The sequence below is a fragment of the Thermofilum uzonense genome (genome assembly GCF_000993805.1).
In the GTDB taxonomy this organism is placed as follows: Archaea; Thermoproteota; Thermoprotei; order Thermofilales; family Thermofilaceae; genus Thermofilum; species Thermofilum uzonense.
Window position 1 is genome coordinate 1086758 of the sequence record NZ_CP009961.1, and the last position, 12576, is coordinate 1099333.

Annotated in this window: 12 protein-coding genes; 5 read left to right on the forward strand and 7 right to left on the reverse strand. The window is 45.3% G+C overall.

Features of this window, described 5'->3' with window-relative positions; genetic code table 11:
* Positions 1-13: 13 nt before the first annotated feature.
* Both lysS and MA03_RS05590 read left to right on the forward strand, forming a co-directional pair.
* Complete coding sequence (lysS, locus tag MA03_RS05585) at positions 14-1636, forward strand: lysine--tRNA ligase (protein WP_052884325.1); 1623 nt, start codon at positions 14-16, stop codon at positions 1634-1636.
* Positions 1637-1659: 23 nt separating this feature from the next.
* The gene (locus MA03_RS05590) at positions 1660-1986 is read left to right on the forward strand and encodes a hypothetical protein (protein ID WP_219731626.1); all 327 of its coding nucleotides are present in this window, start codon (positions 1660-1662) and stop codon (positions 1984-1986) included.
* Between the two features lie 4 nt (positions 1987-1990).
* Here the strand turns inward: MA03_RS05590 and MA03_RS05595 are convergent, their stop codons facing one another.
* From MA03_RS05595 to MA03_RS05625, 7 genes are all read right to left on the reverse strand, one after another.
* Entirely contained in the window at positions 1991-3493 is a 1503-nt protein-coding gene (locus MA03_RS05595; protein ID WP_052884327.1) for a CCDC158 family protein, read from the reverse strand.
* Between the two features lie 58 nt (positions 3494-3551).
* Entirely contained in the window at positions 3552-4202 is a 651-nt protein-coding gene (locus tag MA03_RS05600) for a hypothetical protein (protein ID WP_052884328.1), read from the reverse strand.
* 38 nt (positions 4203-4240) lie between these two features.
* Positions 4241-4642, reverse strand: a complete 402-nt coding sequence (locus MA03_RS05605) for a hypothetical protein (protein ID WP_052884329.1) — start codon at positions 4640-4642, stop codon at positions 4241-4243.
* A gap of 329 nt (positions 4643-4971) precedes the next feature.
* On the reverse strand, positions 4972-5583 hold the full coding sequence (locus MA03_RS05610; protein WP_052884330.1) for a hypothetical protein: 612 nt from the start codon (positions 5581-5583) through the stop codon (positions 4972-4974).
* 23 nt (positions 5584-5606) lie between these two features.
* Positions 5607-6263, reverse strand: coding sequence for a type-4 uracil-DNA glycosylase (udg, locus tag MA03_RS05615; RefSeq protein WP_052884331.1), 657 nt, complete (start codon positions 6261-6263; stop codon positions 5607-5609).
* Complete coding sequence (locus MA03_RS05620) at positions 6235-6645, reverse strand: aconitase X swivel domain-containing protein (RefSeq protein ID WP_052884332.1); 411 nt, start codon at positions 6643-6645, stop codon at positions 6235-6237. Before MA03_RS05620 ends, udg begins: the two co-directional genes overlap by 29 nt.
* A 41-nt stretch (positions 6646-6686) precedes the next feature.
* Entirely contained in the window at positions 6687-7871 is a 1185-nt protein-coding gene (locus tag MA03_RS05625) for an aconitase X catalytic domain-containing protein (RefSeq protein ID WP_052884333.1), read from the reverse strand.
* Positions 7872-8090: 219 nt separating this feature from the next.
* Here MA03_RS05625 and MA03_RS08710 point away from each other — a divergent pair, with 219 nt between their 5' ends.
* From MA03_RS08710 to MA03_RS05635, 3 genes are all read left to right on the forward strand, one after another.
* Positions 8091-8264, forward strand: coding sequence for a hypothetical protein (locus tag MA03_RS08710; protein ID WP_191118446.1), 174 nt, complete (start codon positions 8091-8093; stop codon positions 8262-8264).
* A gap of 133 nt (positions 8265-8397) precedes the next feature.
* Positions 8398-11166, forward strand: coding sequence for a hypothetical protein (locus MA03_RS05630; RefSeq protein ID WP_191118447.1), 2769 nt, complete (start codon positions 8398-8400; stop codon positions 11164-11166).
* Between the two features lie 72 nt (positions 11167-11238).
* Positions 11239-12555 carry a hypothetical protein gene (locus MA03_RS05635; RefSeq protein ID WP_191118448.1) on the forward strand — a complete coding sequence of 439 codons (1317 nt, stop codon included), beginning with the start codon at positions 11239-11241 and terminating at the stop codon, positions 12553-12555.
* The last annotated feature ends 21 nt before the right edge of the window (positions 12556-12576 follow it).

Below are 12576 nucleotides of genomic sequence, written 5' to 3' on the forward strand. Positions count from 1 at the left end.
GTAGCTGGATAACGTGCACTGGACGGAGAACGTAGCTAGGCAATTACTCTCCATTACAAGTAAAGAAGACGTGATTGTAGGGAACGGCGGTTTGTCTGTTTCGGGGCTCCAACACGTTGGAAGGCTGAGAGGAGAGATAACAATTGTAGACACAGTTTTAAGAATAACCCGTAAGCTAAGCGGGAAAGAGACCAGGCATCTGCTCACCTTGTACACTGTGGACTCATGGAAGGGTAAGGAGGGGCAGCTTAAGCAGTTCAAGGACGTCAACGAGGCGCGCTCGTATACGGGATGGCCCTTGTATCGTGTCCCCGACCCGCATGGATGCCATGATAACTGGGTAGATCACTATTGGGAGGAATTTGGCTCTTATCTTAACCGGTTTGCAGAGGATGTTAAAGTCGTGACGACAAAGGAACTTTACGAAAATAACGATAGAATGAAGGAATTCGTACTTCTCTCACTGACCACACATCGTGAAAAAGTTATCGAGACAATTAACAAGTACAGGGGTGAGAAAAAGCTAGGTAAAGACTCGTTCCCCTTCCAGCCGATTTGCGATAAGTGCGGCAGAATCGATACCACGGAGGTCGTTGAGGTCGACCCAGCTAACTATCGTGCTAGATACGTGTGTAAACATTGTGGTAATGAGGGCTGGCAAAGTCTTACAAAGGGTAAACTGAACTGGAGGGTCGAGTGGGTTGGCGTATGGTATTCTTTGAAGGTCATGTTCGAGCCCTACGGTAAAGATCATGCCACCCCAGGGGGGTCGAGAGACAGCTGTAACGATCTTGCGAGGAATGTTTACGGGTTCGAACCACCTTTGGGACTTGCATATGAGTGGGTTGGATACAGGACCAAGGGAAGAGACGTGGGTGATATGGGTTCAAGTGACTTCATAGGCTTCTCTCCTAAAGCATGGATAGAGGTTGCGGAACCCGAGATCCTCAGGTTTATATATCTTATCTCGCCTCCGATGAGACGAGTAGTGCTAAGCCTGGAAGAAGTGCCGAGCTATTATGACAACTTTGACAAGGCAGAAAGGGTATTCTTTGGTCTAGAAGAGGGCGAGGAGGATGTTGCTGAAAGCTACAGGTTGTCGCTCTTACACTCTCCGCCCAAGGAGCCCCCGTTCCAGCTTAGATATTTAACCGCGATGATCTTGGCACAGGTACTCCCCAGCGGAGGAAGAGATACCGGGGAAGTTCTACAGAGGTTACGCGAGACAAAGCAGCTCAATCGAGATCTGCATCCATGGGAACTCGAAAGAATAAAGACCCGCATATCCTTAGCAAGGAGATGGTTGGAGCTATATGCACCTGAGTACTACCGCATATCCATAGTTCCAGAGCCCCCAACTAAGGAGATTACCCAGATTCTAGACGCATCCACTGCAGGTCTGCTTAGAGAACTAGCGTCATTGTTAGAGTCTCTCGACTCTTGGAACGAGGACTCAATAAAGAATGTTATGATGGGCTTGAAGAAGGACAAGGAATTAGAGAAAAAACTTTTCACCACGCTTTACCTGGTCTTCTTCGGCAGACCCAGCGGGCCTAGGATCGCCCCATATCTCGCTATGCTTAATAAAGACTTCGTAGTCACAAGACTAAGACAAGCATCATCTCTCATAAGGTGATGAAAACGTCGTGGTCAGACTACATGGGAGAGAAAGTTAAGCCAAGCACGCTCCTCATCATTGTAACTCTTATTCCGCTGTTTCTAAACGTGGCAATCTTTATTATAACCGATGGCTTCAACGTCAATCCTACAACACCACCCTTCCTCTACATGTTTGGAACCCTAGCTATGGCTGTTATAGCTGTTCTGGCATCCATTATAGGCTTCACGATGGCTCGGGACGAGGAACCGGAATGGGGGTCGAAAATCCCCTTTAAGGTTATTGAGGCGATGAACGTTTTCTCAATTTTATTATCGATAGTATTCGCATTACTCGTAGTCCTTATATACTTCCTGAAAGGAATATAGAGATTTACTTACCGCAAAGCTCTCTGAGACGCTGTATCTCTTCTTCCCGTTTTTTAAGCTCCTCACGAAGGCTGACGTTTTCTCTCTCCATTTGTTGAACCATATTCTCGAGCTCGGCAAGCCTCTTCAGCTTGTCCTGCAAAGCCTTCTCACGTGAATCGAGTTCAAGCTGCCTTGCCTCGAGACGCTCCCTGAGCTCTATGAGCGCGCTTTCCTTCGAGGCCACCATGCGCTGGTACCCGACTAGCTCTCTTTCCTTCTCGAGTAGACGCTTCTCCCACTCTACCAAGCGCTCATTCTCCTTTATAAGCTTGTCACGGTAGGGCTCTAACTCCTCTCTAATACGCTTCTCTCTTAAAGCTATCTCATCGTTTAGCTTTTTGAGCTCAGCCTCTTTCTGAGCCACTTGTCGAGAAAGCTCCTCGTAGCGGCTGATAAGAGCGCTCACCCGTCTCTCCTTTTCTGAGAGGTCTCGCTCAAGCCTGGCAAGCTCCTCCATTTTCTCGGAGTATGTCTTTTCTCTTCTCATGAGATCTTCTTCCCATGACTTGAGCTTCTTTTGGAGCTCAGCTAACTCTATGCGTAGCTTTCTAAGCTCGTCGCTTTCAGCTGCAACCTTGTTAGCAAAAAGTTTAATCTCGTTTTCTTTTCTCTCAAGCTCTATCTGCTTAGTGTTGAGCTCAGTTTCCTTTTGTTTTAGAAACTCTATGTATTTGACGAGATCCCCTACTTCGGGGATCCTCGAGACAGCCTTGTTAAGCTGCTCGAAGAGCGGTGTTAAAGCCTGCTCTCGCTGTAGTAGTATCTTCTCTTTCTCCTCGAGGCGAATCCGCATCTCCTCTAATTCCTTCACCTGTTTCGATAAGCTTTCAGCTTTAGCTGAAAGCTGGGAGTATTCTTCGACTAGCTTTGTATACTTTTGAGTCTCCTCCATGAGAGACTTTACAAGATTCTCTGAGTTCGCAAAGGTTGTGCTGAGACCCTCAAGCAACTTGGCAATATTATCTAGAGATTCACGAAGCAGACCGTGAGTCTCAGAAATGCTTTCCAGTTCTGATATCACCTTCTTTAACTCTTCAAGCTTGCCTGCAGCAGCTGCAAGCTCTTCTATAGGTTTCCTCAGGCCTTGCAATTCTCTAGTTATTTCGTTAAGTTGATCGAGCTTGCCAGTTTCAGCCTTGATTTCGTCAATTGCTTTCAAGGTGATAGACAATCTCGACATCATCTCTTCTAAGTCTGCAGGGAGATCTGATAACTTGGATAAACTCTCGATGGCCGACTGTTGGTTCTGAAGTAGCTCTATGGTGTCGGCGAGCATGCCTCTCAGTTCTTCAAGAGAGGCTTGGACTTGAGCCTGAAGAGTTCTGAGAGGCGCTCTAAGAGGTTCTTGTAATGACTCAGGGATAGCGCTGAGCCTGCGGTCAATGCTGTTGAGAGCCGATTGGATCTCTACTAAGATTTTCTCGGTTGATTCTTCACGTTCCTTTGGCTTTCGTAGAAACGACATATCAGCACCTCCAGTTATTCTTGTAAAAGAGTTATAATTTAGTATCGCTTAATAAAATTCACTCTTCCTTGACCTTGCTTTCCCCTTGTTGCAAGATGTTCTTCTCCAAATATGAGAGTTTGAGGGAGAGTTCTTGAGTTGAAAGCCTAAGCTCGTTTAGCGCGGCCAGGATGTTCTCCTCCAGTCTTCCAATTCTCTGTGAAAGCTCGCTTAGAAGAACCTCCGTATCAGAGTATTTCGATCGCAGACCGCTTGTCTCAGCTTTAACGGCTGTCGTAGTATCCATTAAAACTAGTTCTACCTCTTTCAACTTGGAGATAATGGCATTAATGTCAGACTCGACTTGATGTAGAGAGTCGTATAAACGCCCAGTTTCGCTTGAAAGCTTTTCTAGAAATAAATCGAGAGAGAGTCTTATCTCGTTTTTAGTGCTTTGAGTTTCTTGTTTTAGCTCCGTTAAGGTTTTTTTGGCTTCATCCGAGAATTTCTCTCTCTCGCTTTTAAAGCTCTGGAGGTGACTTTCAAGAGAGCCCTCGAGTTCCCGGATATTTTCCTGCAGAGCTCCTACTCTAGAGTTTAGAAAGTCCAGGGTGACTTTAAGGGCGTACACGCCGTTATTAAGTCTTTGCAAAGCCGCGAGGAGAACTGCGATGTCTCCTTCCCCAACCTCTACGATTTCGATATCATCTTCTCGACGTGAGCCGGACATGAGCCCTGGTTATGATCACGAGCTACTTGAATAAATCACTATTGTTGGACAGCAGTCTCTGTGCCACCTTTTTCTTTCGCGCCACGCAAAGAATTAACCATTTTTTCGATTGTTTCCTTATCCGTCTTTGAGAAATCACTCTTGGCAGCTACCTTAGCACCCCTTTCCGAAAGTTTGTAGTAAGGTCGGTAGAGGCTTAGATAGCCTCCACCTGTCGAGTAGATAAGCTTAAGGTAGCCTTTTTTTACTAGCTCTTCCAACTTCTCGTCTAGCTGCTTGGAAAACGGAACTTGGCCTGCGAAAGTGAATCCAAGAGCTACTCCATACTCAGTTTGCAGCTTATATACTAGCTCATGGATACGTTTTCTCGATACGGCCTTGCCGTACACGTAAAAAAGGTAAAGCAGTCTCTTTTCAGCTTGATCAAGCTTTATAGGCAATTAAAAACCACCATTCGCTTTTCAAAAGTTAAAATTTAAAAATATTTCCATTCTCAACTCCGAGGTAAAGAGTGGCTGGCTGCGAAATATGCGGGAGAGCGGGTAAACTCCGCATCTGTAAAATATGTGGTAGGAAAGTATGCCCGGAGCACTTTGATGAGAAGAGAAATATTTGCGTTGCTTGCGCTGAAACGTTGTGCGAGGTTTGCGGTAACAAGCTCTCAATCGGGAACTGTGCTTACTGCGGACGATTAGTATGCGAAGACTGTTCCATGGAAATAGGTCCTGCGCTTGTGTGTAGAGAGTGTTATCAGAAAATTGAGCGACTTTCACTTAAACTTTAACTTATAGACTCCCTTTTTCTCCTCTTCGACCACTAGTCCCGCGTAATCCCCATTATATAACTTGAAATCAACCTCACTTAACCCAATCCCCGCCTTCTTTAACTCGCCCCTAAGCCTGAACAGAAGATTATCAACGGCTTTTTTCAAGAGTCCATCATAGCCTTCAAGTTCGCTCCTCCTCGATAGATATATGTTTCTAATTTTTACGCTAACGTAAAACTTCAGGATATATGATAAGTTCATCAGGACAAGTGTTGAAAGTAGAAAAATGTAGGCCAGAAAAAGTTCAAGGTTTAATAACATAAGTATTAGTGAGCCGATCATTCCTGCAAATGATGCCATAAACAGAATGTCTGCTATGGAGTCGGCCCTCTTTATCCTTGGAAAAGATTTGTCCTGTGTGGGCCAAAGGGCTATAGTTTTCAATACGATCTGAACCTCCCTCCACAAATCTCCCTCTAACCTCAACTCTGATATGTATCGCAGGGCACGGCTCGTATTAAAGAGTCTAAAAGCTCGTATTGCATCCAACTCCTCAATAAGTTCCTTTATAATTTTTGCCTTTCTACGGGATTTCTCTCTAGGCGTAAGAGACACGTATCAATTTAAAGCATCATCATTTAATACTTTGCGAAGAAACTGTCAAGAGTCTTTTGCCCTTTCGTTTCTTCCCCCTTTATAATGCGAGAAATCCTCTTGAAATCATCCTCAAGAGACGATCTCATGCCTGGGTTGTAAAGCGCGGCTGCTGGATGAAGCGTTGGAAAAACAACTAGAGACCCCCAGCTCTCCTCGACCATGAACTCCCTGCCCCTCACACCCATTATCGAATTCACAGCGCGTCCATGCATGCCTAGAACTGTCCTAGTGCTGTGTCGGCCTAGCGTTATTATCACCCTGGGCTTTATCGCCTCAAGTTGTCTTCTGAGATAGGGCAGACACGCTTTAATCTCCTCCTCGCGAGGCTCCCTGTTTCCAGGGGGACGACACTTCACGACATTCGTTATGAATACAGATTCCCGAGAGATACCATTTGAGCTCAACAATTGTGTGAGAAGCTGTCCTGCTGAGCCCACAAAAGGTCTACCCTGGACGTCCTCGCTTTGCCCCGGGGCTTCTCCTATGAAAACGACTCCACTGCAGGGGTCTCCTTCCCCGGGCACGGCATTAGTACGATTCAAGTGTAGAGGGCAGCGAGTGCATACTCTGATCTCCTCTGCTATCTTTTCAAGTTCCCGTTTTATCTCCTCACAATTCCTCGACGAGGAGCTCGGCATAATTTCTGTCTACCCTTAATTCAGCCTTGTCTCCAGTTCTAAGCGTATTAAAGGCTTCTTCACTTATTCCGGTCATCGAGGGCACACCTCCTATTACACAGCCAACTATTACTACCTCGTCCGGCTTGAGTGTAACTATTCCGGCTGGTGCTATCCCACGCCTGGCCAAGCGCAGTATGATGTAGGATCCGACTGTACTCCCCTTTGAATGGGGAAAAACCAGTATCCTATCCTTTAAGACTTCCCCGTATAAAGGATGCCCAGGTTCGGTAACCTTAGATGTTAGAGGATCCACACCGCCATAAAATGTTATGGGCTCAGGAGAGACTAAGAGTTCGGCTTTTGCTACCCCCTCCGAGACCGGATGACCAGGTATTTTCATATCTATTCACACGCCGCGAACAGAGATATAATTTACAACTACTATGTGAAAGCCATTTCTATAGCTTTTTGCCGCGAAACAAGCTTGACCTTGTAACCTTGTGCTTTGAGATAAAAGGCGGCTTTACCCGAATCGGTGATAACCTCCTTGCCAGCATATATGTTTAGGGGTGAGACGACCATACAGGTGTCGGCAAAGACATAAACATTCTTCTCCCTTAGCCTTGGCATGTATGCGCTTAACGCCTCATAGACCTCCCTACTCGTATAAAGGAAAATCTTTCTTGTAGCGGTACCATTTTCAGGTAGACGGCTGATGATGTCCATTATCTCATCTAACGAGAGGTGTGGACATCCAAGAACTATGGCTCCTTCATCGGCCCCCGAGTAATTATCTAGTGTTTCGCGGAGCATCTTGAAATCCACTTTTATTGTGTCAACCCCGCTTGCCGGATAATTTTCAGGCGAAGTCCCCTCTATGAGGACTAGCCCTGTACCCCCCGTTGCCCCGACTGCGGCTAAAAAAAGTTTAATATAGTCTAACCTCTCCTTTGATAGCTTGAGACCCCGCACAAGAGGAACCCGGTTTCCTGTAAGTGCGCCTACGAGTAGCCCTGCCACCGAATACATGTTTTGCTCCTCTACCTCCTTTGAGACACTTGTAAAATCTATGACAAGTTCTGGTCGCCTGTTCGACTCGACGTGTAAGCCGGCTAGTGGGGCTCGTCCGACAATAGCTTCGAAGAGCGCAAGGGGGCCTCCGTCACGGTTGGATCTAGCGCCTATGATGCTATTAGCGTACAGCACTGCATTACTTTCAGACCATGCAAGATGATCCCCGTAACTTATATCCTCGTAGAGATAAGGGGTACAGGTAAGCGTGGGCTTAATCCCCAGTGCTGCCAGGGCGTTTATTATTCTCATTTGTTTTTCAAAATAGCCCTTATCAACGCCCATGTTCCTCCATTGGGCTAGGTCTAAGCCAGCTGGATTCATTGAAGAGGGGACGCTTACTCTCCCACCTTTGGCTGCTAGCTCCTCCAGAAATTGGAGGCCCTCGTCTCCAATATTCTTGTACGAAATACCTGATATATGTGCGTTTTTTACCCTTACAAGCCTTTCAGCTTTAAGCGCCTCAGCCACTCTTAGAACCGTTTTCATTGCCATTGCGATAGCTTCTCCATACTCTCCGTCCAGCATTTTTTCCTCTTCAGGATCGAGGTACATACCTGATAGACAGTTATAGAGATCTCTATTAAAATAGGTTTAGGTCTTTGCCAGCTTATAGTTCTCTACAAACGCAACCAAAACCAAGACTTTAGAATTTTCGCCTCTGGTAGCCAGGCTGGAAAGCCAACCCATGAGGTTTAGAGAATAATCATTGTTGCTTATCTTCTCTATTTTCTTCTCTACTTGTTGAATGATTGTTAAACGTTAGTCTGAGGGGTGAGGTTACAGCTTTCCAAAAGACTGGAGAGTAGAAGATTTCCAGCCCTCGAGAATGCCCTCGATCCCGCTTTGGAGTTCTTCCAGCTCCCTCAGCATTACATCGATGCTGTCGAGAGCCTTCCCTTAGTCTTGCAGGATGACAGCGTAGGCCCTCAACGAGAAGAAAGATAACACCAGGAGCAAGACACAACCCCCCAGAGGAATAACCCGGGAGCCACCCCCCAGTGGTGCAGGCCGGCGAGCTTGGAGATATGAAAACCATTAAATATCGCTACGTTTCGGTCTGTTGTAGTGAGCTGGTCTAATGAAAACCTCGAGAATCATCATCCTTTTACTTACATTCCTGATATTAACAGCACATTTAACCCTGTCTGAAACATCCACTTGGAGCAGCTCCACACTTACTTTTAATGGGTTTGATCTACTGAGTATGGCTGTCAGCCCCTCCGGAAGATATTTTGCAGTAGTTCTAGGGGACAGGTCGTATTACTCGAGGACTCTAAGGATATACGACGCAAGTCTTAACGTTGTCGATACATTACAGTTATCCAGCTTTAGTGAGGTGAGTGTTTCATTCCTTAACGACACGTATTTAGTAATAGCCGAGTATATCTGGAGCTCGCAGGTTCCTTTTAGTTATATTCACCTCTTAAACCTGAAGGAGGGAAAACTATTAACGTCTCCTAAAATACCTGCGACTTATCTCCAATCGATAAACAAGGCTGTGGTTGTCGGTAGAACTCTTTACCTGCTTACACCAAGGTATCTTTTGGGACTAGATATTGATACTCTTTCGAAGACCTACATTAGGGGCTTTCTTAATAGGGGTCTTGAGCTATTAGCAATAAATCAAAGCCTATTCATACTCTCTGTTGAGACACATTGTCCGCTTTGTCTAATGCAGAACGAGAAAAATTTAACGATAGTGACGCCCAGCGGTGAAAAATCGATCACTTATTGTCATGTTTTACAAATGGTTAACCTACCAAATAATAGGGCAGGAATATTATACGATAATGGCACTCTAGCTGAATGTACTGTCCAGGGAGGGGCGCCTTTCTGTTACGGCAAAACTCAGGTGCCCGTGCCTGTAAACTTAGCCTCCGAGCCCAACTACAAGTTGCTATACGCACTTAACATCGCGGGTCTAGAGGTAAATTTGATTGTATTCAATGTGAGCGATGGTATAACAAGAAAATACCACTTACCTCTCCCATATGCAAAAGGGGATATTATTGGTCTAAGAGTTTACGATGACGGCTACTTTTTGGCCTGGGACAACGACACTATAGTGCTAGGCAGCCTCGCAGGCTTTGAGGGTATTATAAAAGCGGAAACACGGGTTATAGACGCTTTTTATGCCGGAGAAAAAATATATGTGGCTTCTCCGAACAGAGTAACAATTTTCGAGAGAAAAATACCCTCAGAACTTCATTCACTTCGACTAGACGCGTTCTCCGAGGACGGGACGCCGATAAGCAACTTCACGGTATTAATTAACGGCAAAAGGATTTCTTCAAATGACTCGTCAGTAAGCTTGTGGCTTCCCAGAGGGGTTTATAATATAACCGTGAGCTCACCTAAACACTACTCGACAACCTTTACACTAAACCTTTCCTCTGATATAAGGAAAAGCATTGTTCTGAAAAGGATAAGGTATTCTCTTATCGTCCATGCATCGACATCAACGGGAGACCAACCTGATGTGCTCGTTTACCGTGGGAACACCCCTATAGCCCGTGGAGTAGGCATCCTTAAGGTAGACCTTTTACCTGGCAATTATACGCTACAAATCAGTTATGGGAACACCTCTGTTTTGAAAAAAGTAGAACTTCTGAATTACACAGAGATTTCTATCACACTCAATACTACACCACCATTAGTTCCTGAAAAACCTCATAATCAAACTAGCACACAACCACCCATGAATAGCACGGAAGCAGAGTATATTATCATGTATGGGGAGAAAACGTGTCCGGAATGTCAACGCACTAAAGAGACTCTCCAAAAACTTTCCGTGAAAGTTTTCTTCAAGGATATTGCTGGTAATCAAACATATCTTAACGAGTACGACACCCTATACCAGTTGTGCGGAGCTGGCAATTTGAGAATAGTACCGTTAACCCTCGTCTTTAAAGGGAACAATCTTATCGCTGTAGTGGCAGGTTCTCTCCCGGCTGAAGGATGGAGTGAGGTGCTGAAAATGAATTTTTCGGGAAAGACGCTTGTCATAATGGATAATGGCGGACAAGCTTTAAGAGACCTCAACTCAACGCTTATCTATGAGATAGCAGTTAAAGGCTTAACTTCATTAAATTCGAGTTCGAAGCCCAAGGAAAACATCCTACCATTGATTTTGGTGCTCGCAGCCTCAGACTCCGTAAACCCATGCACATTCATGATTTTTGCCGTACTCGTTACGGCGGTTATGAGTTTCTCTGGAAGGAGAAAAGCTACGATTACCGCCGCTTCCTTTATTTCAGCAGTGTATATATCTTACATGACTTTAGGTCTCGGGTTAATACATTTTATAGCCTCGTTCACCTGGCTAAAATACGTAGTCGGACTTCTCTCAATAATTGCTGGTGCATATTCTCTTGCCGTCGGTACCATTGCCTGGCGGGAAGGATGCCGTGAAGATAAAAGAGCGTTCCCAAGGGGGCTCATGAGGCTGAGCGAGAGACTAAGAGGACTGGACAAGCTTAAGGATAAAGTAAACGTAGTACAGCAAAACCTCCTAACTAAGGCTCGTAGCGGAGGTATTTACGCGTCATTTCTTGCCGGGGTTCTAGTTAGTTTCACACTTCTACCGTGCAGTAGCGGACCCTACCTGGTCGCATCTTACGTCCTTTCACAGGAGGATACTGCGACAGCTATAGGAGTGCTTCTATTGTATAATCTTGTCTTTGTGCTTCCACTAGTACTGATAGCCGCTGGGGTCATAATCGGGGGAAAGCTCTTAATGATGGTGGATTTTGCAACAGTACAACTCAACGCGTTACGTAGGTGGACTGGAATACTGCTTGGAATAATCCTGGTTCTTCTAGGAGTATTTATCGTGTTCTTCCACTAGCCAATAGCAAACATTTTTGTTCTCAATTTCCTTATAAAAACATGTACCGTTGAATCTTGTAGAGTGAAAAAGATGAAGGTAATAGTTGAACTCGGGTCTAAAAGGTGGTTACGTTCAAATACCTATAGAGCCACAGCTAACGTAATTGAGCTTTGCGAAGGAATATATATAGTGGAGACAACCCTAGGGGGTGCAAGGTACCTTTTTCCTGTGATGAGGTGCTCGTGCAGGGAAAGGGATACTGTGAGGATAAATGGAACCCCTTATTGCGAGGCAGAATACTGTAGCGATTTCCTTGAAAAAATTTCAAGATGCGACGGGATAAATATAACCGCTGAAAATCCCGCCTTTAGACGCTTCTCTGTGAAACATCCGATAGCCGAGGACGCGACTAACCCGCATATCCTCCTATCTTCGAATGGGGAAGACCTCGTCCTTAAAGGCTATAGGCTGTATACCTCATGGAACCCTGAGCCCTTATTTCTACATTTCCTTAGTGATAAACAGCTGACGCCGAAATTGAAGTTATCCTACTCGTATAAGGGCTCCCCCCTCGGAATTCTAACAGAGTTCATCAAGGGAGCAATTGATCCGGGCTCTATTCTCTACAGTTCACTTGTTAGAACGCTTACGGGTGAAGGCCTCATTGTGCCTTTAGACGATATAAAGGCAGCTAGTCAAACCATCGCAAGGTTTCACAACGTGATGCTCTCTTGTACTGAAAACTGGTGTACTCCCAGAACAGCAAACGAGACAGATGTTGATAGGTGGCGTAAAAGAACTCTTTTCTACCTTTCCAATATCCTAAAATTTGAGCCATCCCAGAGCATCAAACGCATACTCCTCAATTTGAAGAATCCATTATTCGATGAATTTATTGATCAGAGGATAATTGCGACTCACCAGGACCTTCACTTTTCACAGATGCTGAAATGGGGGGAGAACCTCTTTATAATTGACTTCGAGGGTGAGCCTGGACGCCCCGATGAGTATAGGCGCGACCTCGAACCCCCCTTGCGTGACCTCGCCTCCACTCTACGTGCATTATCCTATATAGCCTTTTTCGCTTTATTGGAAGTAAACAGGATTGACAAGCAAAGAACAATGCAGCTCTTATACAGTAACAGTCAACAAGTCGAGCTAGCAAGAGAATGGACGATACACGTGGCCGAGAAGCTAATAGAAGAGTATGCTAGGTATGTCAAGAGAGACATAGTAGAGTCGACGTCGCCTTCTGAAATCCTGGAATTCTTAAAACCTTGGTTTGTCGAGAGAGCCTTGTATGAGGCATACTATGAGTCGAGTTATCGTCCTGAGAATACAATGATAGCGTTGTCAACCCTTGCTAACAATATTCCCCCTATTCTTGACGCAAAGATTATCATGTAGAATGATAGTATCTTTACTAGG